Here is a 26,475-nt window from a genome sequence, read left to right as displayed (position 1 = left end):
CGCGTAGACCCTTTACCTCGCTGGCTCACCGATATGCGCCCAGCCGTCGAGGAGCGTCGTCACGCTACCCGTCGCCCAAACGCGGCATCTCAGGGGGCTTCGCGCCCGGCGAAGATCTCCGTCAGGCCGCTTCGCCGCTCGGTTCGCGTCACAATGGCCTGGGAGAGCACCTGCTCGTCGGCATAGAGCGACAACCGCTGTTTCGCGCGGGTGATCGCGGTGTAGACCAGTTCGCGCGTCACCAGCGGGACGCTGCGCGCCGGCAGGATCAGCGCCGCATGGTCGAACTCCGATCCCTGCGATTTATGCACGGTCATCGCCCAGGCGGTATCATGCTCCGGCAGGCGGCTCGGCTGCACCGACTTGATGGCGCCGTCGGGCATCAGGAACCACACCCTCAGCTCGCCGTTGCGCTCCAGCGCTATCCCGATATCGCCGTTAAACAGTCCCAGCGTGCTGTCGTTGCGCGCGATCATAATCGGCCGGCCGTCATACCAGCGGGAGTGGCGCGGCAGGGCGATCGCCCGCTGACGGTTGAGCCGCTGCTCCAGCCGCTCATTGACGCCGCTCACGCCGTACGGCCCTTCCCGCAGCGCGCACAGCAGCTGAAATTCGCTGAAGGCGGCCAGCATCGCCTGCGGTTCCGCCCGCTCGCGGCGCAGCTGCAGGTAGCGCTCATAGCCCTGCTGTGCCGCGCCGAGCATGGCTTCGTACTCTTCGGTCGTGCTGAGGGGATGAAGCGCGATATCGTCAAACGGCTGGCGCAGCGTGGCCTTCACCTCCGCGCGCGCGCCAGCGTTCACCGCCCGCGCCAGGCTCCCAATGCCGGAGTGACTGCCGAAGCGATAGCTCTTTTGCAGCAGGCACAAGCTATCTCTCAACGCGCCAGCGATAGCCCCCTCGCCCGCCGGTACCGGCGAACCGGTCAGCCGGGTCAGCTCCTGCGCCCGCGCGGCGGTATAGCCCGAACTCGCCCAGGCGCAGATATCCCCCAGCACCGCCCCCGCTTCCACGGAGGCCAGCTGGTCGCGATCGCCGAGAAAAATCACCCGCCCGTGAGCCGGCAGCGCGTCGATGAGCCGCGACATCATCGGCAGGTCGATCATCGAGGCTTCATCCACCACCAGCACGTCCAGATGCAGCGGGTTGCCGGCGTGATAGCGCATGCGCTGGCTGCCGGGCTGGGCGCCCAGCAGACGATGCAGCGTGCTGGCCTCGGTGGGAATCAACGCTTTCTGCGCGTCGGTCAGCGGCAGTTTTCTCAACGCCGCGCCCAGCGATTCGGTCAGGCGCGCCGCCGCTTTCCCCGTCGGCGCCGCCAGGCGAATACGACAGCGCGGACTGTCTTCAATCTGGATTAGCGCCGCCAGAAGTTTGGCCACGGTGGTGGTCTTCCCGGTCCCGGGACCGCCGGAGATCACCGAGATGCGGCGGGTCAGCGCCACCGCCGCGGCCACTTTTTGCCAGTCGGTTTCGCCGGTGGCAGGGAACAGAGCGTTCAGGGTTGACGCCAGCCGGGCCTCATCCATCTCCAGCACCCGGTTGGCTTCGTTGAAGAAGCGGGCGACGGTCAGCTCGTTGCGCCACATCCGGTTCAGATAGAGCCGTTCGCCGCATAAGATCATCGGCGCCGGGGCATCGCCGCAGCTCACCGCCGACGAAGCGAGCAGCAGCGCGGGCCAGTCTTCCGGCGCGCCGGCTTCGTCCAGCAGCCGATCGCGGATCTCCCCCGCTTTCCCGCCGAGCGCCTCGTCGCCGCTCAGCCGCGAGAGCGGCAGGCATACGTGCCCCTCGCCGGCGTCCCGGCTCAGCAAGGCCGCCGCCAGCTTGACCGCCGGCGGGTCGTTTTGCGCCACCATCAGAGCAAACTGGACGTCCAGCGGCCGCAGCAGACGCTGCTCCACCGCCGCCAGCAGTAGTTGTTCGAAAGTCATGAGGCCTCCTCCTGAGTTTCTCCGGCAAAAAGCTGATCCAGACCGTCAATCAGCGGTCGCACCGGCCGGGTGGTGAAGATCCCTTGCCCCCCCTCCTGCCCGTCCATGCCGCGCAGGAAGAGATAAATCACGCCGCCGAAGTGGCGGTCATAGTCGTAATCGGCCAGCCGGTGGCGCAGATAGCGGTGGAGCGCCAGGCTGTACAGCTGATACTGCAGATCGTAGCGGTGAGCCCGCATCGCCTGCTCCATCGCGGGCCGGGTATAGGCCTCGCGATCTTCCCCCAGCCAGTTCGATTTGTAATCCAGCAGGTAATAGCGGCCTTCATGGCGGAAGACCAGATCGATAAAGCCCTTCAGCATGCCGCGCACCTGGCGGAAATCCAGCGGCGGCGTGTCGGCGGAAAGGGGATCGTACTGGCGGATAAGCGCGTCAAGGCGCTCCGCCGTCAGCAGCTGGGCGATGGGCAGATAAAATGCCATCTCCACCTGTTTATCCCGCGCCGCCAGCTGATTGAGCGCGATATCCGGCCCCGGCAGACGGGTCTTCAGCACGCCCCCCAGCCAGTCGGTCAGCACCGGCGCCCACTGCGCGTCAAACCCGCTCAGCTGCAGTTTCTCCGCCATCCACCCGTCCGGCACCGGCTGGGTAAAGTCCAGCTCCTCAAACAGACTGTGCAGGAAGGTTCCCGGCGCGGCGCCGCGCGGAAACTGGTGCGGGGTCAGCTGCGGATCTTCCACGACTTCGCCGACGCCGGCGGCATCGACATCCAGACGCGGCAGCAGATCCTGTCCGCCGCTGAAACCATGCTGCTGCAGCCCGGAATAGCTGGTCACCCGCCAGTCGTCGGCGATGCGGCGCTGCAGCTCGCGCGCCGACAGCGGAGGAATGCTCGCCGCCGGCGCCTGCCACGGGGTCAGATCCAGCTCGCCAGGTCTCTGTAATGCAATATCGCCATGGCAGAAGTCCGCTAAACGCGCGGCCAGCCCGGCGGCATCCATGGCTTCGCCCGCCTGCAGCAGCCGCCCGAGGGCGCTCAGATGAAAATCGCTGTTGCCGGACTTTCGACTGCTGAGGGGCGCCACGCCAAGGCTGCAGTGCCAGACCGCGCGGGTGAGAGCGACGTACAGCAGGCGCAGATCTTCCGCCAGCCGTTCCGCCTCCGCCAGCTCGAGGCTGGCCTCATCCTGGCCCAGATCCAGTACCGCCGCGAACGTCTCGCGATCGTGATAGAACGCCTGGTCTTGTTTGCGAAACCGGGCGATAAACGGCAGCCAGACCAGGGGATATTCCAGTCCTTTTGACTTGTGAATAGTGACGATTTGCACGAGGTGCTTATCGCTTTCGAGACGCATCTGCTGGCTGGCGGCGTTGCTGTCCGGCTCGGCGATATGCTGCGTCAGCCAGCGCACCAGGGCATGCTCGCTTTCCAGCTGGCTGGCCGCCTCCTGCAGCAATTCGCTGATGTGCAGTATGTCGGTTAAGCGCCGCTCGCCGCCCCGGGTCGCCAGCAGGTTCTCGGCGATGTGCCGGGCCGTCATCAGCGCCCGCAGCATCGGCATCACCCCGCGCTGACGCCAGATCTGGCGGTATTCGCTGAACTCCTCCACCAGCGCGTCCCACGCCTGCTCATCCTGGTTGAGGTTTTCAATATCCAGCGCGGTCAGGCCAAACATTGAGGTCGCCAACGCGCTGCGCAGGGTATTTTCCCGCTCCGGGGACAACACCGCCTGCAATAGCCAGAGCAGCTCCTGGGCCTCCAGCGTCTCAAAAACGCTGTCGCGGTTGGAGAGGTAGACCGAGGGGATGCCCAGCGTCTGGAGCGCTCCACGCACCTGCGCCGCCTCCAGCCGGTTGCGCACCAGCACGGTAATATCCGAAGCCTGCACCGGGCGCGAGGTTTCCCCACGCCACAGCCGTGCGCGCCCCTGCTGACCGGCGCTCAGCCAGTCGCGGATCTGCGTGGCGCAGAGCTGGGCCATAAACGTCTGATAATCGCCGGCGCCAACGGTGTCGCCGGGCATCAGCCAGACGTTCATCGCCGGGACATCCGCCGCGTCAACGGTAAAGCGCAACCCCTGGTTCTTCGCCGCCGACTTCACCGGCAGGAACGGTATCTCACGAAACATGAAGGGGTTATCGCTGAGGCTGAACAGCCGGTTGACGCTACCCACCATGCCAGGGGAGGAGCGCCAGTTGGTGTCAAGCGTGTAGTGCGCGGCAACGTCGCCGCGCGCTTTCATATAGGTAAAGATATCGGCGCCGCGAAAGGCGTAGATGGCCTGCTTCGGATCGCCGATCAGCAGCAGCGCCGTCTCCGGACGCTGGCGCCAGATACGGCGGAAAATCCGGTACTGCTGGGGGTCGGTATCCTGAAACTCATCGATCATCGCCACCGGAAAACGCTGGCGAATGGCGCTGGCCAGCGCCTCGCCGCTGTCGCCGCGCAGCGCCTCGTCAAGCCGGCTGAGCATGTCGTCAAACCCCAGCTCGCCGCGGCGGCGCTTTTCGCGCGCGACCGCATCACGGATCTCGACCATCGCTCTCGCCAGCACCAGATCGGTGAGCGTCAGCGACGAGGCCAGCAGCGATTCGACGGCGCTAAACAGAGGATGCACGGGCGGTTCGCCACCGGCTTTGGTACGCTCAAGCAGAAACGACTGGGCAAATTTCTCCAGCGCGTCGGGCAACTGATAGCTCAACGTCTCTTCCTGCGCCCAGGCGGTCACTTTCTCAAGCCATTTGCCCTGGTTGCCGCGATTGAACTTCCGCCGGTCAAGGCCGGAATCTTCAAGCACGCCTTCGATCTCCCCCACCTGCTCGCGCCACTGCTGCTTGAGCGAGTCAATGCGGCCGATGATTTGCTGATGGCGTTCGGCCAGCGTCTCGTCGGCGGCTGGCGGCGACTTGAGCTGCGGCGCTTCGCCCTGCAGCCAGCGGTCAAGGGACTTCAGCAGGTCGCGCGGCCCTTTCCAGACATCATGGATCACCGCCGCGATATCGCGGGTCAGTGGATAACAGTGACGGCGCCAGAAGTCGGCGCAGGCCTGATAGCGCAGGCGGGATTCATCCTCGATCAACTGCTGCTCGAACAGCATGCCCGACTCGAAGGCGTTAAGGCTCAGCATCCGCTGGCAAAAACCGTGGATGGTGAACACCGCCGCCTCGTCCATCTGCCGTTCGGCCAACAGCAGGGTCTTCGCGGCATCGTCTTTATCGGCGATCTCCGCCAGCAGCGCGCTGTAGAGCGGGTTGTCGGATTCACCGCGCATACAGGCGATGCGCAGTTCATGGATGTTGCTGCGGATACGTCCGCGCAGCTCTTCGGTCGCCGCCTCGGTAAAGGTCACCACCAGCAGCTCTTCAACGCTGATGGCGCGGGGATAGGCGGCCTCGCCGCCCAGCCCCAGCAGCAGCCGCAGATACAGCGCGGCGATGGTAAAGGTTTTTCCGGTGCCCGCAGAGGCTTCTATCAGGCGCTCGCCCCTCAAGGGCAAGCGCAGGGGATCCAAAGACTCAGCGGTGTCGGTCATTCATTCTCTCGCATCAGGGGTAAGGATTGCTGCAATGCGCTGACGTTTTCCCACACTTTGCCGCCTGCCGGCTGGGCGTAGTCCGCTTTGCCATTCTGGCTACCGGAAATCTGGGACAATATCGTCATGCCCTGCGGATCCACCACCGTCTGATGGAAGAAATCGGCAAGTTTTTGCGGCGTCAGCAGTTTAATCTGAGCCACTACTTTATCACGTGAATCAAAACGCATATTACCGCGATCGAAATCTTTGCTCAGTTTCGATGCCTCTTCGCCCAGCGTCTGTGGCGCCTGCAGCATCTGGCTTATCACCGCCTGCTGGAGTTGGGCAAACTCTTCCGGCTTCATCGCCCGCAGCTTCGCCTCCGCGGTGGGGAAGAAGGCCTGGAACCGCTGCCAGAGGAAAGCCGGCTGCTTATCGCTACTCTGCAGCAGGAAGCCCATGCCCCACTGGCGCCCCACGTTCATCGGGAAGGCAAAGACCGCGTAGCCGAGCTGCTCTTCGGTGCGCAGCTGGTTGTAGAACCACGGCTGAATAATCTGTCCCAGCAGGGTGCTGGCGGCGGTGCTGCTGAACTCATCCACGTTGGGCGGCGCAAACACCGCGGCCAGCGCGGAGTCGGTGCTGTTGCCCGCTTTGTTGAAGATCGCCAGCTGCTGCCGGTTCACCACCACGTCTTTATTGCGGCACCATTCGTTGCCGTCAGCGCCCAGCTGCTGCTGGATCTGGCGAGCCAGCGTCGTGGCGGCATCGGCGGACATATTGCCGATCACCATCAGTTCAGGGCGCCCCTTGGTTTTCAGGTTGGCGCGGTAGTCGAGCACTTCCTGCAAGGTGATGGAAGGCAACAGCGCCCGGCGTACTTCGCGCTGGAAATACGGTACCTGGGAGACCATCTGGATCGGCATTATCGCCTGATCGTAGGCTTTGCCCTTCTCAGCGGAGTCCATCATTTGCGCGTACCAGGATTTGGCCTGCTCCAGCTGCTCCTCGGTCGGCGTATAGCTGAAGTATCCCTGCAGCAGGTCGCTGAACAGCGCCGGCAGGTGCTGGGTGTAGCCGTTGGCATTGACCATTAACCCGTTATTGGCGCCGGTGGAGAACGAAATGCCGCCGACCGCCGCCTGGTTACTGAGCTGATCGAGGGCGATGCCGGCGAGATAATCGTTGAGGGCAAACATCACCTGCCGGCGAGCGCTGTCCATCGCCTGGGGATTACGCAGCACCAGGGAGATATCCGCCTTCGGCTCGCTGGCGAAATACTGGCTCGGGGCATAAACCACCCGCAGGGTCGGCTCATCGAGGATCAGCTGAGGGTGCGGCCAGGCTTTATCGCTTTTGATGAGGGTGAAATCATCCGGAATATAGGGGTTGAGCGCCGGCAGCTGCAGCTTGATCGCCTGCGCTTTTTGCTGCCAGTCAGCGAACGTCTGCTCGCCGATCTTATCCACCTGATACGGCGCATCGACAAAATAAGCGGTCTTGTTATGCGGTTCCTGCGGGCTGATATACCAGATGCGCGCGTTCTGCGGAGTCATCATCGCCAGCCGGTCTTTGATCGCCTGCGGGTCGTAGCGATCGGCAATGTTGACCACGTCCAGCGCATGCTCGACCGGCACCCGGATCATGGTATCCGCCAGCCATTCCACGTAATCCATGTCGCGGTTGATCGACGGATAGCGGAAATCCAGCGCCAGCACATGCGCCAACTCGTCAAAGTAACGTTTGTCGACACCCTGAGTACGCAGGAGGTTGAGGTAGCTGAATATGGCCGCCGTCACTTCGTCGCGGTGCGCCAGGCCTTTATCGGTGAGGGTGGCCGAGATCGCCAGCACGCCGCTGTTGCCGTTCACCACCGGATCAGAATCCGCGCGGATACCTTCCGCCAGTCCCTGCTTTTGCAGCCAGTCGGAGAGCGTCCCCGGGCTGCGGTTGCCGATCAGGTAAGTGACCAGTTCATCCGTTTTGCTGCGGAAACGATCGCTGTTGTTGTCGATGCGAAACTCGACGCGCAGCACTTTACGCGGCATCGCCGGCACATAGTGAATAATAATGCCTTTTTGCGCATCGGTTACCACCGGGACGCTTATTTCCGGCCTGCTGATGTGACGATTCGGCACGCGGCCAAAGGTGTCAGCGGCCATGCGCGCCAGCTCCGGCAACGGCTTGTTGCTGTAGATCACCGCTTTCATCAGGTTGGCGGAGTACCAGCTATCGCGGAAGGTGTGCAGCGCATCAAGAACCGGGTTGCCAGGCTTATCGCTGAGCGTCTCGAGGTTGCCGCCAGAGAAGTGGGCCGCCGGGTGAGCCGGGTTAATGGTTTCTGCGCTGACCTGGGCCATGCGCATCCCGTCTCGCGTCCGGGCCATCGTCAGCTCGGCGTTGACCGCGTTACGTTCGCGGTCGGCATATTTTTTATCCAGCAGCGGCGCAGCGATGGCGTCGGCCAGCCGGTCTACGGCCCCGTCCAGCGCATCATTCTCCACTTCGAGATAGAACGCGGTGCGGTAGGGCGCGGTGCTGGCGTTATGGCTGCCGCCATGCAGCTTAAGAAACTCTGCAAGGCTGTCAGGCTGGGGATATTTTTGCGACCCCATCAGCGTCATATGTTCCAGAAAATGCGCCAGCCCCTGATGATCGGCCGGATCCTGCAGGGATCCCACCGGCACCACCAGCGCCGACAGCGATTTCACCGCCTGCGGATCGGAAACCAGCAGCACGACCATGTCGTTATCAAGACGGATCGCCTGATACTGACGCGTATCTTTTTCGCTTTTGCGGATCGTCTCCTGAACAGGCTGCCATCCGGTGTCGGCTTGACTCAACGGCGCCCAGAGGGCGGCCAGCACTACAAAAACCTTGAACCATAAACTGCGGGGCATTCACGAACCTCATCATTAACAAACTTGCGCTGCACGGCGTGCAGCCTTTTATGTCCATCAGTCCGTGATACGTTGCGCATAATAAATGAACCGCCATTCACTGCGCAATTTTTATACTATTTAAATTTGTGTGGACTGATGGTAACGATATAGCGGTAACAGATAACGCTGCGTCTGGGCAATGATTTCTTCGTAATGCGCCGGCTCCAGCGAACGCCACAGGCGTTGATACCAGATATCGGCGCCCTCCCCGCTGACCACCATGTTACCTTCGTAGGTCTGCAGGAATTTGCTCCGCGCTTTCTGCTGCGTCTCTTCGTCCATTACGATGACATCCTTTTCGGCGTCATAACAGGCTTTCAGCCAGGCGCCACCGCTTTCCGGCAGCAGCAGCAGCGGCTGCGACATCCCCAGCAAATAGCCATCCACCAGCTCATTAAGGTACGCCTGCGCCTCGGCGGGCGCCAGCGGCGGAAAACGCCACTCTCCCTCTTTACGCACAAACAGCCGGCTCTCGCCGGTGCCGCCGCTGGCACAGTAGACAAGGTGTTCCAGCCAAAGTTGCATCCCCTGGGAGACGCTCAGCAGCGAAGGCCGCCAGCGCAGCAGCCCGTCCGGCTGCACCTGCTGCAGCCAGCCGGTCAGATTTACGCCGCCGCACTGGAGATCGATCTCCATGCTCTGCGCCTGCTGGCGCTCGGCTTTCACCCGCTCGGCCAGGGCCTGCATCTCCAGACGCTGCGTCTCCCACACCAGTTCGCCAAAGGCGCCATACGGCAGCTCGCCGGCGGCGCGGAAGCGGCGGAACATGGCCGAGGCGTCCTGTTCCTCGATAAGGGTATTGAGCAGTTGCTGGTTCAGTTGATAACGGCTCAGCCCTTCCAGGGTGAAGGGCTCGTCATCGGGAATATCATCCTCTTCCGCACGGAAATTGACCCGCAGACGCTGCTGAAAGAACGCGCGAACCGGATGCTGCCAGAAGCGCAGGAGCTGCTCGAACGGCAGGCTGTCTATCAGCGGTGGGGTAAGCGGTTGAATGAAGTCGCTATGCGCCTCACCCTGCTGGCCGGCGGCAGCCAGCCATTCCCGGGCGTAGCTCTTGTTCTCGTCCTCCTGGAAATTGGCGATGTCGAACGGCATGCGGGTATGCAGGTGAGTGATGTGGGCCTTAACCCGCGCCTCGCTGGTGTCGCAATCAAGCTCCTCGTCGCCGGCGAGACAGTGGCTCTGGCCGATGTAATCCACCAGCTCCTGCACCAGCACCGAGGGAAAGCGCTCGCTGTTGTCCTGGATAGAACGGCCGATGTAGCTGATATACAGCGTCTGTTCGGCGGACATCAGCGCCTCAAGGAACAGGTAGCGGTCATCATCGCGCCGGCTGCGGTCGCCGCGCTGCGGCTTCTGGCTCATTAAATCAAAGCCCAGCGGCGGCAGCGTTCGCGGATAAACCCCATCGTTCATCCCCAGCAGGCAAACCACTTTGAAAGGAATAGAGCGCATCGGCATCAGGGTGCAGATGTTGACCGGGCCGGCGAGAAAGCGCTGGCTGATCCGTTGTTGATCGAGGCGCTGGGCCAGCTCATCGCGCAGCAGCGTCAACGGCACCTGGTCGTCATACTGCGCTTCCAGACCGCTATCAATCACCGCCAGCCACTGCTGCTCAATCAGCGCCAGCGCCGCTTCGGTCTCGCTGTCCGGCAGGAAAAAGTCATTCAGCAGATCGCGACAGACCGGCAGCCACTCCGCCAGCGGCCGCTGCTGGGCGAGACCGCGTCGCCACAGGTTAAGCTGCATCAGCAGCGATGCGAGGTTACCCACCAGTTCGGCGATCAAACCACTGGATTCGTCATAGGGCAGCACCGACTGCCATTCGCCCTCCCGGCTGTCCATCGCGTAGCCCAGCAGCATGCGGGTAAGGCCGAACCGCCAGGTGTGCTGGCCGGTCGCCGGCAGGTCAAGCTCACGGACGTTGTCGTCATCCATTCCCCAGCGGACCCCGGACTCGTTGACCCACTGGCGCAGGTAGCGCAGCCCCTCTTCGTTGATGTTAAAGCGCGCCGCCAGCACCGGCACGTCCAGCAGCGCCAGCACATCTTCGCTGGCGAAGCGGCTGTCGGGCAGCGAGAGCAGCGTGATAAACGCCTGCAGTACCGGGTGCGACTCCCGGGCGCGGCGGTCGGAGATCGCCCACGGCAGCCAGCGGTCGCCGCTGGCGGCGCCAAACACCGCCTGTATATAGGGGCTGTAGCTATCGATATCCGCCACCATGACGATGATATCCCGCGGCGTGAGCGTCGGATCCGCCTCCAGCATCGCCAGCAGCCGATCGTGCAGAACCTCCACCTCACGCTGCGGACTGTGGCAGACGTGAATGCTCAGGCTGCGGTCGTCCTGCGCCAGCGGACGTTTGTCGCGACTGTGAGCGAACGCCTCTGCGCTCTGCCCGGCCACCGCCGCGTTGCGCAGTTCGAGGATATCCGACTGCAGGTTATGCAACAGGTTATCAGGAACGATATCGACAAAGGCGTCCAGCTCCTCATAGCGCTCCAGCCCCGCCAGCAGGTAGATATAGTCGCGTCCCAGCTTGCCCCAGGAGGCGAGCAGCGGGTTGCCGACATCCTGCTCCCCGGCGTCATTAAACAGCCCTGGCGCCTGCCCGGCGTCGCGGAACAGGGGCAGCGCGCGCGCCTCGCGGTGATGGCGTCGCTGACGCGACAGTAGCTTCGCCAGAAACGCCGGATCTTTAATATCTCCCCAGTAGTAGCGGCAGGGGTTGGTGAACAGCACATAGACATCGACATGCTTACCCAGCGCCTGCAGCGCCTGCAGGTAGACCGGCGGCAGCGCGGAAATTCCACAAATAAAGACGCGCGACGGCAGCCCGGCGGGCGGTTCATCCGCCTTTTCCAGGGCGCTGATAAAGCGCTGATAGAGATTGGCGCGGTGCCACTGCGGCTGACCGAGCTCGGCGGTATAGCGCACCAGCGCTTTCCACAGCGGCGCCTGCCACTGCTGGGCGTCGCCGAGGCCGTCAACCCGCTGGTCGGCCTCCCAGCGCATCAGCCATTCCGGGCGATAGACCAGATACTGGTCATAGAGGTCCGCTACCCGGGCGGCCAGCTGAAACAGCTTGCGTTTGTCGCCGTCATCGCTCAGATACTGGCGCAGCAGGATAAAATCGTCTTCTTCCAGGTGCTGCGGCAGGAGAGTCATCAGCTTCCAGCTCATGCTCTGCTTGCTGAAGGCGCTTTCGCCAGGGATATCTTTCAGGACGCGCACGAACATATCCCAGATAAAGCTCGCCGGCAGCGGAAACTCGATGTTGGCGGCAATTCCGAAGCGCGAGGCCAGGGTCATCTGCAGCCACTGCGCCATACCGGTACTCTGCACCAGCACCATTTCAGCCTGAAAAGGGTCATCCAGCCGCTGGCGCTCGACGATAAACTCCATCAACGCCTCGAGAACATCCAGCCGGTTTGAGTGGTATACCCTTAACATAATTGCTCCTGACTACTGGCTGACCGGGCAATGCAGCCGGGTCATCTGCGCCCGCTTTGCAACGGGCATACTGATCGTTACCGTGATGCTGACACATCTTTGCGTCGATGTCTGCATACGGCTTACCTGCTCGCCTGCCGGCGGAGGCGGCGCGGAGAGCTGGCTATAGCGCCAGGCGTCGCGCCATAGCTGACGCGTCTGGTTCAGCTGGTGGACCCCTTGCGCCATTCCGCGCTGATAGCCGCCCAGCGCGGCGACCGTCAGCACCATCAGCGCCATCGCCAGCACGGTCTCCGGCAGGCTAAAACCCCGCTGGCGCTTCATGGCATTTGACATAAGCTCACCTCCCTGAGCGGGCAAAAATCGCTCCAGCCATGGGCGGAGAAACGCACCTGCCCGCCGCGCACCTCGCCGGACTGCCAGACCTGCACCTCGCCGCTGGCGCTGCTGAGCAGCAGCGAACCGTCGTCGAAGATGCGCAGACAGGCTCGCCAGCCCTGCTGCGCCTGCTCGCGGCAGGCCAGCGGCGCCAGTGTCGACCAGGCCTGCTGTTTTCCCCACTGTAGCGCCGAATGGGCCACAGCCGTATCGCGGATCGCCTGCGTTTCGCTGGCGGTTTGCGCCAGCAGCGCCCGCTGCTGCAGGTTAAGCCCCTCAAGCAGCAGGCTACCGAGAGTCAGCAACAGGAGCACCATCAGCAGCGACGACATTCCACGCTGGCGGATCACAGGTTATACCCCGTCACCCGCTGCTCCACCTCGGCCGCCAGACCCGCCTGCCGGGCAGAGCGCGCCGCCAGCGTCACGATCAGCTCCGGCGCGAAGCCCTCGGTCAGCAGACGCTGCGCCGCAAAGCGCGTCACCACGATAGCGGCCGGATTGGTGATTTTCTCCCATCCGCTGCCGCGGCAGTCGCTGGCTCCGCGCAAAGTCTCCAGCGCGCCGTCGCGCAGGCGAAAGCCGGTGCTCTCCGCCGCTGCCGCAGGGGAGGTTTCCCATGTCCCATTGCTGTTCGCGTCCCAGCGCACAATCAGGCACTCGCCGTCGGCGGCAAGCTCCAGTCCGGCTCCGCCGCACGCTCCCCGGCAGTATCCGGCGCGCTGCAGATGTTTACCCACGGCATGCACCCGCTGCCACAGTTCGTTCTCCAGGGCCAGCTGTTCGCCCTGGCGCAGAATATGGCGCTGCAGGGCGGGTAGAAAGCGGCAGGCGCCAATCAGCAGCAGCGAGCCTATCGCCATGGCGATAAGCGCCTCCGCAAGGGAAAACCCGCGGCGGCTCACTGGCACCCTCCCGCGCTGTCGCTGCGGCATAAACGAATCCGCCCCCAGTGTGAAATCACAATGCTCCAGCTGCCGGCCTCGCTCTGCAGCCGCAGATTCCCTGCCCAGGCGGTGCTGCGCAGTCCGTAGAATCCCAGGCCAGGCGTGACGCCTGCCAGCGAGATCCCCGGCCAGCGCGGGCGCAGCGTTAAGGTCGACGCGGAGGCGCACGCCGGCGCCTCCCCCTGCGCACTCAGGCACCAGCCCTCTTCATCCTGGCCGACGCGAAGCACGCGGTCCCGGTTGTAGGCGTTGGCGTCATCGCGCAGGAAGACCAGGAAATCCCGCACCTGGACGGCGGTTTGCCACAGTCGTTGCTGCTGCTGCCAGCGCTGCCAGCCGTACAGGCCGCCGACGCTGAGGATCATCATTAACGTCAGCGTCACCAGGGTTTCCATCAGGGTATAGCCATGTTCTCTGTTCATGCCGCAGAGTATGCCGCGGCGGTTAGCCCTGGCGCGACGACGGAAAATAGCTTTCCCGGCCAGACACGCAAAAAAGATTTGTATGATCAACAGCAGAACATTTTTTTGCGAGCCTCTTTCCAACATTCCCGCCCACAACCGCCTGTGGCCAGGGGCGGGATGAAGCGTTCCAATCCTAATGGCGACGAGGGCTGCCACTCATTCAGGTGGTGAAAACGGCATAAAAAAACCGGCGCCATTGGACGCCGGTTGGTCATATCTGCAGAGGGGGTTAAATCGCCACTGGCGCTTTGATTCCCGGGTGCGGATCGTAACCTTCAATCTCGAAGTCTTCAAAGCGGTAGTCGAAGATCGACGCGGGCTTGCGTTTGATGACCAGCTTCGGCAGCGGACGCGGTTCGCGGCTCAGCTGCAGATGAGTCTGCTCGAGATGGTTGCTGTACAGATGGGTATCGCCACCGGTCCAGACGAAATCGCCGACCTGCAGATCGCACTGCTGCGCCACCATATGCACCAGCAGCGCGTAGCTGGCGATGTTGAACGGCAGGCCGAGGAAGACGTCACAGGAGCGCTGATACAGCTGGCAGGAGAGCTTGCCGTCGGCGACATAGAACTGGAAGAAGGCGTGGCACGGCGCCAGGGCCATCTTATCCAGCTCGCCGACGTTCCACGCCGAAACGATGATCCGGCGGGAGTCCGGGTCGTTTTTCAGCTGGTCCATCACCGTACTGATCTGGTCGATATGCCGACCGTCCGGCGCAGGCCAGGAACGCCACTGTTTGCCGTAAACCGGCCCCAGGTCGCCATTTTCATCTGCCCACTCGTCCCAGATGGTGACGTTGTTGTCGTGCAGATAGGCGATGTTGGTGTCACCCTGCAGGAACCACAGCAGTTCATGGATGATGGAGCGTAAATGACAGCGCTTGGTGGTCACCAGCGGGAAGCCTTCCTGCAGGTTAAAACGCATCTGATGGCCGAAAATAGAGATCGTGCCAGTGCCGGTGCGGTCATTTTTTGGCGTGCCCTCGACGAGCACTTTCTGCATCAAATCAAGATACTGTTTCATGGTTCCTCAAGAATTCAGTTGCTGCGGACGGTGGCGGTAAGCCCAAACCATCATGATGATACCCGCAAGCACCATCGGGATCGAAAGAATCTGCCCCATGCTGATGTACTGCACCCAGCCGCCGGTGAACTGGGCGTCGGGCTGGCGGAAGAATTCCACGATAATGCGGAACAGGCCGTAGCCAATCAGGAACAGGCCGGAAACGGAACCGGTCGGGCGCGGTTTACGGATAAACAGGTTCAGGATCAGGAACAGCACCACCCCTTCCAGCGCCAGCTCGTACAGCTGCGACGCGTGGCGCGGCAGCGCGCCATAGGTATCAAACAGCGATTGCCATTCCGGGTGGGTCGGCAGCAGCGCCAGGTCTTCAGCACGGGAGCCCGGGAAAATCATCGTGTAGTGGAAGCTCGGGTCCACGCGGCCCCACAGCTCGCCGTTGATAAAGTTGCCCAGACGCCCGGCGCCAAGGCCAAACGGGATCAGCGGCGCGATAAAATCGGAGACCTGGAAGAAGGTCCGTTTGGTGCGTCTGGCGAAGATAATCATCACCAGGATCACGCCGATCAGGCCGCCGTGGAACGACATGCCGCCGTCCCAGACGCGGAACAGATACAACGGATCGGCAAGAAAGACCGGCAGGTTGTAGAACAGCACGTAGCCGATACGGCCGCCCAGGAAGACGCCGAGGAAGCCCGCGTAAAGCAGGTTTTCCACTTCATTTTTCGTCCAGCCGCTGCCCGGACGATTCGCCCGACGGGTGGCCAGCCACATCGCAAAGACAAAGCCCACCAGGTACATTAAACCGTACCAGTGGAGGGAGACCGGGCCTAGAGAAAAAATGACCGGATCGAACTCCGGAAAATGCAGGTAGCCACTATTCATCTGTCACCATAAAGACTTGTTATTCCGCCGAAAGTGGACAGCGGTGATGATCCATGCCCGATTAAAACGGGCACGCCGAAGGAGGCGAATCATAGCATAAGCCAGGTGTGCGATCCGCGCCGGCGTGTAAAAGATATGTATACGGATGCTAATAGAATGCCGTTTTCCCGGTGGTATCCTATTTTGCCGGAGGGTGCGAACAGAGGATTCCCGGGTTACGGCTTACGCCTCACCCGGGCTACCGCTACCGCCCGCCGCGGATCAGGCCGCCGAGACCGCGCCGCTCCATAAAGGCCGCCACCTGATGGCGCACCTCAGCGGTCATCTGGGCTTCGAGGCTGCGACGCGACAGCTCCTGCGCCTCTTCGATATCGATGCGGCGCAGCAGATATTTCACCCTCGCCACCGAGCGGCCGTTCATCGACAGATGGCGATAACCGAGACCGATGAGGATCGTCACGCACATCGGGTCGCCTGCCATCTCGCCGCACAGTCGCAGATCGATGCCAAAGCGCTCCGCGTCATGGGCGATCATCGCCAGCGCCCGCAATACCGCAGGATGCAGGCTGTCATACATGCTGGCGACCCGGGTATTGTTACGGTCGACGGCCAGCAGGTACTGGGTCAGGTCGTTCGTGCCTACCGAGATAAAATCGATCCGGCTGGCCAGCTGCGGCAGCATAAAGACCATCGACGGCACCTCCAGCATCACCCCCAGACGCGGACGCGGGATGGCGTAGCCGATCATCTCTTCCACTTCCCGGCTGGCGCGGTCGATCAGCCGACGGGCCTCATCGACCTCTTCCAGACTGGTAACCATCGGCAGCAAAATGCTGAGGTTGCCGGTGGCGGCGTTGGCGCGCAGCATCGCTCGCACCTGGATCAAAAAGATCTCCGGCTGATCGAGGGTGATGCGGATCCCGCGCCAGCCAAGGCACGGGTTCTCTTCACTGATCGGCATGTACGGCAGCTGTTTATCCGCGCCGATGTCCAGAGTACGCAGGGTCACCGGTTTGCTGTTAAACATCTGCAGCATGCCCTGATACTGGGCGACCTGCTCCTCTTCTGAGGGGAAGCCGCTCTGCAGCATAAAAGGAATTTCGGTACGGTACAGACCAATACCGTCAACAAAGCTGCCGAGCTTCTCTTCGTGCTCCGGGCTTAAGCCGGCGTTGAGCATGACTTTCACCCGTTCGCCGCTTTTCAGCTCCGATGCGCGCTGGAGATCGTCCTCCGCCAGGCGGCTGAGCTCGTTCTCTTCGCTGATAAGCCGCTGATATTCCTGCAAAAGAACAGGTTCAGGATCCACCAGCAGCTCGCCGCGATAACCATCGACAATCAGCGTATGGCCATGCAGCAGCGAGGGCTGAATATCGGCGCCCATCACCGTTGGGATGCCAAGGGCCCGCACCATAATGGCGGCATGGGAGTTGGCAGCGCCATCGCGCACCACCACGCCGGCCAGACGATCCTGCGGCACCTCGGCGAGGGTGGTGGCCGACAGCTCGTCCGCCACGAGGATAATGCGCGCCGGCCAGGTGTTAGGTCCCTGAATACTGTCGTCGAGATGGAACAGCAGACGCTGACCCAGCGTGCGCAGGTCGCCGGCCCGCTCTTTTAGATAGCCGTCGCTCAGCGCGGCAAACTGTTCGGCGAACTTCTCGATGATCTTTTTGACCGCCCACTCGGCGACGGCGCCTTTGTCGACTTCGGCAAAGAGCTCGCGACGCAGGCGGGCGTCGGAGAGCAGGTGCGAGTAGAGATCGAAGATCGCCGCCGTCTCTTTTTGCGCGCCGGCGGCGTAGCGTTTGCTGTAGCGACGAAACTCGTTGGCCGCTTCTTCCAGCGCGCCGGTCAGGCGTTCACGTTCCGAGGCGGTGTCCAGCGTCGAGGCTTCATACACCTGCTCCATCAGCGGCAGGCTGACGTCCATCCAGCCCTCGGCGATCGCCACCCCGGAAGAGGCCGGCAGAGCGCGAATGCGCGTCTGACGATACTGACCGAACAGGGCGTTCAGCTGGGACTGGGAGAGGATCGCCGCCATCTGGGTGGCGAGAGTGACGAGGAAAGACTCTTCGCTTTCATCAAACTGGCGCAGCTCACGCTGCTGGACCACCAGCACGCCCAACAGCTGGCGGCGCTGGATGATCGGCACGCCAAGGAAGGCGCGGAAGCGGTCCTCTTTGACGGCGGGAATATACTTGAAGCTGGGGTGTTTTTGCGCATCGGCGAGGTTGATGGGCTCCGCCAGGCGGCCAACCAGCCCCACCAGGCCTTCATCGAACGCCAGCGCAACGGTGCGCCCGCGAGGTTTTTTTAACCCGCGGGTAGCCATCAGGTAATAGCAGCGTCGATCATTGTCAGCCAGGTAAACCGAGCAGACTTCCGTCTCCATCGCCTGGCAGACATCCGTCACCAGAATATCCAGCGCCTCGTTTAAACGCGGCGCACTCGCGACCTTCTCGACTATTTCTCGCAACCGAGTGAGCATAATGTGCGTGGCTTAACCTCTTTTACGTCGATAAGCAGGCGCGCTTTGCGGCTTAGGTGCGCTCTCCGCCAGCGACATAGTGACGCTGGCGAACTCTTTCATCACCCGGCGGTAGACGTCGCGTTTGAACGACACCACCTGACGCACCGGGTACCAGTAACTCACCCAGCGCCAGCCATCAAATTCAGGTGTGCTGCTGGTTTGCATATTGATGTCCGCGTCGTTACCGATCAACTGCAAAAGAAACCACTTTTGTTTCTGGCCGATACAAACCGGCTTTGTGTCCCAACGCACCAAACGTTTAGGCAACTTGTAACGCAGCCAGTTACGGGTTGAGGCAAGGATCCGCACATCTTTACGGCTTAACCCGACCTCTTCAAACAATTCCCGATACATCGCCTGCTCTGCGGATTCTCCTGGATTTATGCCCCCTTGCGGGAACTGCCACGAGTGCTGACCATAGCGTCGGGCCCACATGACCTGGCCCTGACGATTACAGATTACAATACCGACATTTGGGCGGTAGCCATCGTCATCAATCACCGGACTACCTCAAGATAAGCTTCAATGTGAATGATTGTTTCACACTCGTCGGAAACGGTAAACCACTCTGTTCGCACACTGAGAACGGATAACATTTGAATAACTCACAGTAATTGCCAGAGTTATAAACAGCGAAAGCGCCCGATGTCCGATTTTATTCACTTTTTCTGTGGATAGAGTTGTGAAGAAGTACGGAATTAACCCGGGAAAACCCGGAGTAATCTGAACATCGCACTGCTAGCACCTTATAATAATGATAGCATATTCATTAAGTTAGAATATATTCCTTTCACTTATTACAGCATAACGTGACGATCATCACACATGCGATCCGCCGACTGATGAAAGATCGAGCAATGTCGATTTTATCCACAGATTACGCGCAGGTCGCGGGCATATTTTCTCTAAAAATTCGATTTTCGTCGCACGTCAAGGCTGTAAATCGAACCAGTAGTGGGGCTTTTCCCCAGTTATCCCACTTTTCTGTGGATAACATGGTGTAAGATCCTGTTTATTGTCAGTGACCAGTTCTGGAAAACCTGTTTTCATGGTTTTCACCTGCCGCGTAATGACCTTAAAAAATCATATAAATCATGGGATTGGTATAGTTACTCAGAAAACGATAAACTCTATCCACAACGCGCAAAATTAGCGCTCATTTTTTAACCAAAGGTGTCGCCCTATGCCCGCTATCGCTCCGCTCTCCTCTCCGCCGCAAAGTCAGGAACAGCTGTTGGCCCAGGCCCGCCAGCTGGCCGGCTATACGCTGGGTGAGCTGGCGGCGCTGGCCGGGATCCCCATTCCCCGCGATCTGAAACGTGATAAAGGCTGGACGGGCATCCTGCTGGAGCTGTGGCTGGGGGCCAGCGCGGGCAGTAAACCCGAGCAGGATTTCGCCGCGCTGGGGGTGGAGCTCAAAACGATCCCTATCGACAGCCGGGGCCGTCCGCTGGAGACGACTTTTGTCTGCGTCGCCCCGTTAACTGGCAATAGCGGCGTCACCTGGGAGAGCAGCCATGTGCGGCATAAGCTGCAGCGAGTCCTGTGGATCCCTGTGGAGGGAGAGCGCGCCATTCCTCTGGCGGCGCGGCGCGTCGGCGCACCGCTGCTGTGGAGTCCGGACGAAGAAGAGGAGCGCCAGCTGCGCATGGACTGGGAAGAGCTGATGGATCTTATTGTCCTCGGTGAGGTGGAGCGCATTACCGCCCGCCACGGCGAGGTGCTACAGCTAAGACCGAAAGCGGCCAACAGCAAGGCGTTGACCGAAGCCATCGGCGCCCGCGGGGAGACGATCCTCACGCTGCCGCGCGGCTTCTATCTGAAAAAGAATTTTACCGCCGCCCTGCTCGCCCGCCATTTCTTGTTACAACACGATTAATTTTTTGTTCTGCGTTGGGGCTTGCATATAATTGCTGCTTTCTATTTTGCAGGACTTTGAACAATGTTATTTGCATGGATAACCGATCCTAACGCCTGGCTGGCGCTGGGCACCTTGACGCTGCTGGAGATCGTGCTCGGGATCGATAATATTATTTTTCTCTCTCTGGTCGTGGCCAAGCTCCCCACCGCCCAGCGCGCCCACGCGCGACGGATCGGTTTAATGGGGGCGATGGTCATGCGCCTGGCGCTGCTGGCCTCTATCGCCTGGGTCGTTAAGCTGACCAACCCGCTCTTTACCGTCCTCGGTCAGGAGATTTCGTTTCGCGATCTGATCTTGCTGTTTGGCGGACTGTTCCTTATCTGGAAAGCCAGTAAAGAGATCCATGAATCTATCGAAGGCGAAGAGGAGGGGCTGAAAACTAACGTTCACTCCTTCCTCGGCGCCATCGTGCAGATCATGCTGCTGGACATCATCTTTAGCCTCGACTCGGTGATCACCGCCGTCGGCCTGTCGGATCATCTGTTTATTATGATGGCGGCGGTTGTGATTGCGGTGGGGGTCATGATGTTCGCCGCGCGACCTATCGGCGATTTTGTTGACCGTCATCCGTCGGTGAAAATGCTGGCGCTGTCGTTTCTGATCCTCGTCGGCTTTACCCTGATGCTGGAAAGTTTCGACGTCCATGTGCCGAAGGGATACATCTACTTCGCGATGTTCTTCTCTATTGCGGTGGAGAGCCTTAACCTGCTGCGCAATAAGAAAAACCCGCTGTAAACCACAAAATTGCAGCCTGGTCACAGGCTGCAACCCTTTTTCAGACTTTACTGCTTTTTATGTCTCACAAATCAGGCTATTAATAGACAGGTATGGGGTGCAGCTACTCAAGAGGTGATGACGATGAAAAAATGGGCAGTATTGATTTCCGCCGTAGGACTGGCGTTCTCGGTTTCCGGTTGCAGCAGCGATTACGTCATGGCGACCAAAGATGGGCGAATGATCCTGACCGACGGTAAACCCACCGTGGATGACGATACCGGTCTTATCAGCTACGAAGATCAGCAGGGTAATAAAATGCAGATCAATCGTGACGACGTTTCACAAATCATTAAGCGTTAATTTTTCCCCGTCGGCCCCAGCCTCTGTTGACGCTGCGCTTACCGACAACCAGTCTTCTGAGAAGAGTCGGGACACACCAGGACACCGCGGGTTTCACCCACCGCTCCTCCTCGTCACCCGGCTTTTTTGATTTTTTTACTTCCTCTTTTTCTCACCCTCTGCCATGTTGATACTCCTTTGTCGGGGAATGCCTGACCTTATAAATAAAAAGGAAGCTGGCTATGCAGTATCACCGTATCCCACACAGTTCACTTGAAATCAGCACCCTCGGGCTGGGAACCATGACCTTTGGCGAGCAGAACAGCGAGGCCGATGCCCATCAGCAGCTCGACTATGCGGTCGCCAACGGCATCAATCTGATCGATGTCGCTGAAATGTACCCTGTCCCGCCGCGCCCGGAAACTCAGGGGCTGACCGAAACCTACGTCGGCAACTGGCTGGCGAAACGCGGCAATCGCGAAAAGCTGGTGCTCGCCTCGAAGGTCAGCGGGCCCGCGCGTAATAACGACAGCAGTATTCGGCCAAACCACGTCCTGGACCGGAAAAATATCCGCGAGGCGCTGCACGCCAGTCTGAAGCGTCTGCAGACCGATTATCTCGACCTGTACCAGGTACACTGGCCGCAGCGCCCCACCAACTGCTTTGGCAAGCTGGGCTACACCTGGGCCGACGCCGCCCCCGCGGTGACCCTGCTGGATACCCTCGAGGCGCTGACCGAGTTCCAGCGCGCCGGCAAGATCCGCTACATCGGCGTGTCGAACGAAACCGCCTTCGGCGTGATGCGTTATCTGCACCTGGCGGATAAGCACGACCTGCCGCGGATCGTGACCATTCAGAACCCCTACAGCCTGCTGAACCGCAGCTTTGAAGTCGGCCTGGCGGAAGTGAGTCAGTTCGAAGGCGTGGAGCTGCTGGCCTACTCCTGCCTGGCTTTCGGCACCCTGACCGGGAAGTACCTCAACGGCGCGAAGCCGGCGGGGGCGCGCAATACGCTGTTCAGCCGCTTTACGCGCTACAGCAGCGAGCAGTCGCAGAAAGCGGTGGCGGCGTATGTGGATATCGCCAAACGCCACGGCCTCGATCCGGCGCAAATGGCGCTGGCCTTTGTGCGTCGGCAGCCGTTTGTCGCCAGCACCCTGCTGGGGGCGACGACCATGGCGCAGCTGCAGGCCAACGTGGAAAGTTTACAGCTTGAGCTGAGCGAAGAGGTATTAGCGGAGATTGAAGCGGTGCATCAGGTTTATACCTACCCGGCACCGTAGCACGACCTGTCGACGCCGGCTTCTGGCGTCGCGTTGTTGCCCGGTGGCGGCTACGCCTTACCGGGCCTACGCTACCCCGGTCGGGTAGCCACCTCAGCAGCCGCGGTAGCCCGGGTCAGGCGCAAGCCGCAACCCGGGGTTTCCCTCTGCCCGCGCGCCTGGCAGGGGTTACGATTTCGAGTCAACCGCGACGAGAAGTTATTTACGCCGCCCCCAGACCCACAGCGCGGCGATGGCCACGGCAAACACCGCGCCAAAACCTATCCCCACGGCGACCGGCGGAACGCCGACGCTCACCGCCAGGGAATAGAGCCCCAGCATCAGCAGCATCGCCACGTTTTCGCCCAGGTTCTGTACCGCAATCGCGTTACCCGCCCCGACCGAGTGTTTCCCGCGCTCCTGCAGCAGCGCATTCAGCGGCACGATAAAGAAGCCGCCGAACACCCCGAGCAGCAGTAGCAGTCCGAACGCCGGCAGCAGCGACTGCTGCACCGCAAACGCCATTACCGCAATACCGATCAATATCCCGGCCGGCATACAGCGCGACACCGTCTCCAGAGTCACCAGCTTCGCCGCCGCCCCGGCCCCCAGCACAATCCCCACCGCCACCATCGCATTAAGATAGGTGGGCATGGCGTTGCTGGTAATGCCCAGCGCTACCGGCACCCAGATCACCAGCAGGAAGCGCAGGGTCACGCCAGCGCCCCAGAACAGGCTGGTGCCCATCAGCGAAAAGCGGGTTTCGCCGTTGCGCCACAGCGTGCGGCAGGCGCTGAAGAAGCTGTGCGTCATCGGCTTAAAACGCCATGACTGCCCCGGACGCGCCGCCGGCAGCCTGGGTATCCACAGGTTAGCCACCACCGCCCCGCCGTAGACCAGCGCGCAGACGATCAGCGCCGCCAGCACGTGCCAGTCGGCGAGGATCCCGCCGGCCATGGAGCCCAGCAGGATCGCCGCGATGGTCGAGGACTCCATCAGTCCGTTAGCCTTCACTAACTTATCGCCGGTGGTCAGTTCGCCGAGAATGCCATACTTGGCCGGCGAATAGGCGGCGGCGCCAATCCCCACCAGCGTATAGCCGATAAACGGATTAACGCCGAAGCAGATGCAGCCGGCGCCGAGCAGCTTCAGGCCGTTGGCCACCATCATCACCCGGCCTTTGGCAAAGCTGTCGGCGAACTGGCCGACAAAGGGGGCAAACAGGATGTAAGCGCCCACAAACAACATCTGCAGGACCGGCTGGCTCCACTCCGGATAATAAAGCTGCTTCATCAGCGCCAGGGTGGCGAAGAGAAGCGCATTGTCGCCGAAGGCCGACAGGAACTGGGCGCAGATCACCGCCATCATCCCTTTCGAATACAGCGAAGGGTTAGTATGCACTGACTCACTCATGGGATGTTTCCGCCTCGTCGACCATGTTTTTCAGGGTGACATAGTCTGGCTTGCCGCTGCCGAGCACCGGCAGCTGTTTCAGCCAGCGTATATCGCGCGGCACCGCCAGCTCCGGTACGCCGTGCTGGCGAGCGTAGCGCAGCAGGGCTTCGCGAGTCAGTTCATTATCGGTGGTAAACAGCACCAGCGCCTCGCCTTTGCTGGCGTCCTGTTTAATCGCCGTGGCGTGCATTTTGTCCGGCGACGCGCCGAGGGCCACCTGCTCCACCATCTCAAGAGAGATCATTTCGCCAGCGATTTTGGCGAAGCGCTTCGCGCGGCCCTGGATGCGGACATAGCCCTGCTCGTCGAAGGTGACGATATCGCCGGTGTCATACCAACCCGCTTCCTTTTCGCCGTGCTGATTTTCCGCCGTCGGCGCTTCCAGCACCCCGGGATTTTCCACCCGCAGGTAGCCTTTCATAATGTTCGGCCCTTTCAGCTGCAGCCGCCCCCCTTGCTCAATGCCAGGCATCGCCAGCAGGCGGGCGTCCATCCCCGGCAGGATACGCCCCACGGTGCCGACCTTCGCCGCCATCGGCACGTTGATCGAGACCACCGGGGCGCACTCGGTCACGCCATAGCCTTCGAGAATGCGCAGGCCGAATTTATCCTGCCACAGCTGTTTGGTGCTCTCCTGCAGCTTCTCCGCCCCGGCGACCACATAGCGCAGACGATAGAAATCATAGGGGTTAGCGAAGCGGGCATAGTTGGCGAGGAAGGTCGAGGTGCCGAACAGCACTGTGCAGTTGCGATCGTAGACCAGCTCCGGCACCACGCGATAGTGCAGCGGGCTGGGATAGAGAAACACCTCCGCACCGGTAAGCAGCGGCGTCAGCAGACCGACGGTGAGGCCAAAGGAGTGGAACAGCGGCAGCGCCGACATAAAGCGATCATTAGCGGTAAAGTCGGCAATGGTTTTGATCTGCTCGACGTTGGCCAGCAGACTTTTATGGCTGTGCACCACCCCTTTCGGATTGCCCTCCGAGCCGGAGGTGAAGAGGATCATCGCCGCGTCTTCCGGCTGCTGCTTAACCTGCGCCAGACGCGGCGCCAGCAGATGGCCGAAAATCCACAGTTTGTCCGCAGGGGTGATATCGCCTTTGAGATCTTCCAGGAACACCCAGCGCACCTGAGTCAGTTGCTCCGGCAGGTGCCAGAGCTTGCCTTTATCAAGGAAGGTGCGCGAGGTAAAAATGGTGTTGAGTTCCGCGGCGGCGATGGCGCTGCTGAGCCCTTTCACCCCGGCGGTATAGTTCATCATCGCCGGAATGCGCCCGCGGGCGATCGCGCCGAAAATCACCGCCGCGCTGATGCCGGCGTTGGGCAGCATCAGGCCGATCTTCTCGCCCCGCTGGCTGTATTTTTCCAGAATGCGGGCGACAAACAGGGTTTTGGTCAGCAGCTTGCGATAGGTATCCGGCTGGAAGTTGATATCCTCCACGCAGGGTTTGCGCGCGCCGAAGCGGTCCTGCGCCGCCAGCAGCGACTCATACAGGGTTTCCCGCGGACGCACCGCCATCCGGGCTTCCATCATGATCTGATGCAGCATTTCTCCGGCGATTTTGCGCCGGTCGCGGGCGCGCGGCGCCTCAGGCATCGGCAGATGGGTGGGCGGCAGCAGATGCAGCTGAATACGCGGGAACAGGCGACGTTTCACCAGCCCCTTCAGCCGGCTGAAGGGCGTCAGCTCAGCGCCTTCAATGCGCAGCGGCACGATGGTCGCCTGCGATTTGGCGGCGACAAAGGCGGCGCCGTCATAAATTTTCATCAGCGAGCCGCTGACCGAAATTCGCCCTTCCGGGAAGATGACCACCGGCCGCCCCTGTTCAATCAGGCGCACCAGATGTTTGATCGACATCGGTTTGGTCGGGTCCAGCGGCACAAAATCGATAATCGGCGTCAGCGCGCGCATAAACCAGCGCTGGCTGATTGAGGTATAGACGGCAAAAACCGGTCGGACCGGCAAAAACAGCGCCAGCAGAATGCCGTCGAGGAACGAGACGTGGTTCGGGGTAATTAAGACTTTTTGCTGGTGCAAAGCCTGCGTGTCGCCGGTCAGTCTGACCCGGTATAACCCCTTGAACAGCAGTCTGAAAAATCCCAAAAGCATAACAACTCCATGTGACCGGTGATGAGTCAAAGCAGGTTACACGAGAAGGCGTGGGAAAGCAGTGCAGCGGGGGGATTTTCAGAATAAAAAAAACCTGCGCATCCGCGCAGGCTGGTGTAAGACGTCCAGTACGAAGAGCGTACCTGAGAAACTCACCTATCAATACCTCTGGGATCTCGATTGTCGCGTTTTTCGCCCGCTTCGGGCCAGCGGGAAAACGCAAGGGAGTGAGCCTAAGTGCAACCAGTTATTACGATTTTCGCTATCTGTAACAACGTCGGCGACGGGCAAAAAAAAACCTGCGCATCTGCGCAGGCTGGTGTAAGTAAAGTGGTCAACATGATGTTGACTCCACCTATCAATACCTCTGGGATAGCCAGAATATCAACCTGCTCGGCGGACAAACCAGCGAACATTCGCAACAGCGCATCGCAAAGTGTAAGCAAAGGTTTGTATTTCCCCGAGCCGGTTTCAATTACTGATAGCGTCAATGTAAACAGGTCACCGATAAGCCCGCTCTGAATCACATTTGCGCCATTCCTTCGCCGCCGCGCCTTGAATCTGCCGCTCTTTCCCGTAACATAGCAGTATGTAAAC

The 26,475-nt window shown here is 60.9% G+C and carries 18 protein-coding genes and 2 pseudogenes; 5 read left to right on the top strand and 15 right to left on the bottom strand.

Going from position 1 to position 26,475, the window contains the following annotated elements:
* Nucleotides 1-89: 89 nt before the first annotated feature.
* The 12 genes from recD to rppH form a co-directional block, all read right to left on the bottom strand.
* Nucleotides 90-1,934, bottom strand: coding sequence for an exodeoxyribonuclease V subunit alpha (recD, locus tag ABLV52_RS16705; protein ID WP_348890628.1), 1,845 nt, complete (start codon nucleotides 1,932-1,934; stop codon nucleotides 90-92).
* Nucleotides 1,931-5,467, bottom strand: coding sequence for an exodeoxyribonuclease V subunit beta (recB, locus tag ABLV52_RS16700; RefSeq protein WP_348890626.1), 3,537 nt, complete (start codon nucleotides 5,465-5,467; stop codon nucleotides 1,931-1,933). The genes recD and recB overlap by 4 nt, the downstream gene beginning before the upstream one ends.
* Nucleotides 5,464-8,349 carry a pitrilysin gene (gene ptrA, locus ABLV52_RS16695; protein WP_032453972.1) on the bottom strand — a complete coding sequence of 962 codons (2,886 nt, stop codon included), beginning with the start codon at nucleotides 8,347-8,349 and terminating at the stop codon, nucleotides 5,464-5,466. The genes recB and ptrA overlap by 4 nt, the downstream gene beginning before the upstream one ends.
* A gap of 120 nt (nucleotides 8,350-8,469) precedes the next feature.
* Nucleotides 8,470-11,847 (bottom strand): exodeoxyribonuclease V subunit gamma, encoded by a 3,378-nt coding sequence (gene recC, locus ABLV52_RS16690; protein WP_348890625.1) that lies wholly within the window; start codon nucleotides 11,845-11,847, stop codon nucleotides 8,470-8,472.
* 12 nt (nucleotides 11,848-11,859) lie between these two features.
* Nucleotides 11,860-12,183, bottom strand: coding sequence for a prepilin-type N-terminal cleavage/methylation domain-containing protein (locus ABLV52_RS16685; protein WP_023290895.1), 324 nt, complete (start codon nucleotides 12,181-12,183; stop codon nucleotides 11,860-11,862).
* On the bottom strand, nucleotides 12,168-12,575 hold the full coding sequence (locus ABLV52_RS16680; RefSeq protein WP_348890623.1) for a DUF2509 family protein: 408 nt from the start codon (nucleotides 12,573-12,575) through the stop codon (nucleotides 12,168-12,170). Before ABLV52_RS16680 ends, ABLV52_RS16685 begins: the two co-directional genes overlap by 16 nt.
* Nucleotides 12,572-13,129, bottom strand: coding sequence for a prepilin peptidase-dependent protein (locus tag ABLV52_RS16675; protein WP_032453975.1), 558 nt, complete (start codon nucleotides 13,127-13,129; stop codon nucleotides 12,572-12,574). Before ABLV52_RS16675 ends, ABLV52_RS16680 begins: the two co-directional genes overlap by 4 nt.
* The gene (locus ABLV52_RS16670) at nucleotides 13,126-13,677 is read right to left on the bottom strand and encodes a prepilin peptidase-dependent protein (RefSeq protein WP_032429208.1); all 552 of its coding nucleotides are present in this window, start codon (nucleotides 13,675-13,677) and stop codon (nucleotides 13,126-13,128) included. Before ABLV52_RS16670 ends, ABLV52_RS16675 begins: the two co-directional genes overlap by 4 nt.
* 187 nt (nucleotides 13,678-13,864) lie before the next feature.
* Nucleotides 13,865-14,659, bottom strand: coding sequence for a thymidylate synthase (gene thyA, locus ABLV52_RS16665; protein WP_348890622.1), 795 nt, complete (start codon nucleotides 14,657-14,659; stop codon nucleotides 13,865-13,867).
* Between the two features lie 6 nt (nucleotides 14,660-14,665).
* Complete coding sequence (lgt, locus tag ABLV52_RS16660; RefSeq protein ID WP_004205445.1) at nucleotides 14,666-15,541, bottom strand: prolipoprotein diacylglyceryl transferase; 876 nt, start codon at nucleotides 15,539-15,541, stop codon at nucleotides 14,666-14,668.
* A 244-nt stretch (nucleotides 15,542-15,785) separates the two neighbouring features.
* Complete coding sequence (gene ptsP / locus ABLV52_RS16655; protein ID WP_023290901.1) at nucleotides 15,786-18,032, bottom strand: phosphoenolpyruvate--protein phosphotransferase; 2,247 nt, start codon at nucleotides 18,030-18,032, stop codon at nucleotides 15,786-15,788.
* A 12-nt stretch (nucleotides 18,033-18,044) separates the two neighbouring features.
* On the bottom strand, nucleotides 18,045-18,575 hold the full coding sequence (gene rppH, locus ABLV52_RS16650) for an RNA pyrophosphohydrolase (protein ID WP_004205443.1): 531 nt from the start codon (nucleotides 18,573-18,575) through the stop codon (nucleotides 18,045-18,047).
* A gap of 453 nt (nucleotides 18,576-19,028) precedes the next feature.
* Between rppH and ABLV52_RS16645 the strand changes: the two are divergent.
* The 5 genes and pseudogenes from ABLV52_RS16645 to ABLV52_RS16625 form a co-directional block, all read left to right on the top strand.
* Nucleotides 19,029-19,169, top strand: a pseudogene (locus tag ABLV52_RS16645) (hypothetical protein); the annotation flags it as partial.
* Between the two features lie 88 nt (nucleotides 19,170-19,257).
* Nucleotides 19,258-19,953: a DNA mismatch repair endonuclease MutH gene (gene mutH, locus ABLV52_RS16640; protein WP_048298206.1), complete on the top strand. Its 696-nt coding sequence runs from the start codon at nucleotides 19,258-19,260 to the stop codon at nucleotides 19,951-19,953.
* A 63-nt stretch (nucleotides 19,954-20,016) separates the two neighbouring features.
* The gene (locus tag ABLV52_RS16635; protein WP_023290903.1) at nucleotides 20,017-20,730 is read left to right on the top strand and encodes a TerC family protein; all 714 of its coding nucleotides are present in this window, start codon (nucleotides 20,017-20,019) and stop codon (nucleotides 20,728-20,730) included.
* A 123-nt stretch (nucleotides 20,731-20,853) separates the two neighbouring features.
* Complete coding sequence (locus tag ABLV52_RS16630; protein ID WP_002915974.1) at nucleotides 20,854-21,072, top strand: YgdI/YgdR family lipoprotein; 219 nt, start codon at nucleotides 20,854-20,856, stop codon at nucleotides 21,070-21,072.
* A gap of 221 nt (nucleotides 21,073-21,293) precedes the next feature.
* Nucleotides 21,294-22,334 carry an NADP(H)-dependent aldo-keto reductase gene (locus ABLV52_RS16625; RefSeq protein WP_008806332.1) on the top strand — a complete coding sequence of 347 codons (1,041 nt, stop codon included), beginning with the start codon at nucleotides 21,294-21,296 and terminating at the stop codon, nucleotides 22,332-22,334.
* Nucleotides 22,335-22,532: 198 nt separating this feature from the next.
* Here ABLV52_RS16625 and lplT read toward each other — a convergent pair whose 3' ends face one another.
* The 3 genes and pseudogenes from lplT to ABLV52_RS16610 all read right to left on the bottom strand — a co-directional run bounded on the left by lplT (nucleotide 22,533) and on the right by ABLV52_RS16610 (nucleotide 26,405).
* Nucleotides 22,533-23,726: a lysophospholipid transporter LplT gene (gene lplT, locus ABLV52_RS16620; RefSeq protein WP_023290904.1), complete on the bottom strand. Its 1,194-nt coding sequence runs from the start codon at nucleotides 23,724-23,726 to the stop codon at nucleotides 22,533-22,535.
* On the bottom strand, nucleotides 23,719-25,878 hold the full coding sequence (aas, locus tag ABLV52_RS16615) for a bifunctional acyl-ACP--phospholipid O-acyltransferase/long-chain-fatty-acid--ACP ligase (RefSeq protein ID WP_348890621.1): 2,160 nt from the start codon (nucleotides 25,876-25,878) through the stop codon (nucleotides 23,719-23,721). Before aas ends, lplT begins: the two co-directional genes overlap by 8 nt.
* 262 nt (nucleotides 25,879-26,140) lie before the next feature.
* Nucleotides 26,141-26,405 (bottom strand): annotated as a pseudogene (locus ABLV52_RS16610) (hypothetical protein).
* Between the last annotated feature and the right edge of the window lie 70 nt (nucleotides 26,406-26,475).

Origin of the sequence: Klebsiella sp. GB_Kp056 (assembly GCF_040064755.1) — a bacterium.
In the GTDB taxonomy this organism is placed as follows: Bacteria; Pseudomonadota; Gammaproteobacteria; order Enterobacterales; family Enterobacteriaceae; genus Klebsiella; species Klebsiella quasipneumoniae.
Note: the sequence above shows the minus strand (reverse complement) of the source record. Positions and strands in the feature narration are given on the sequence as shown.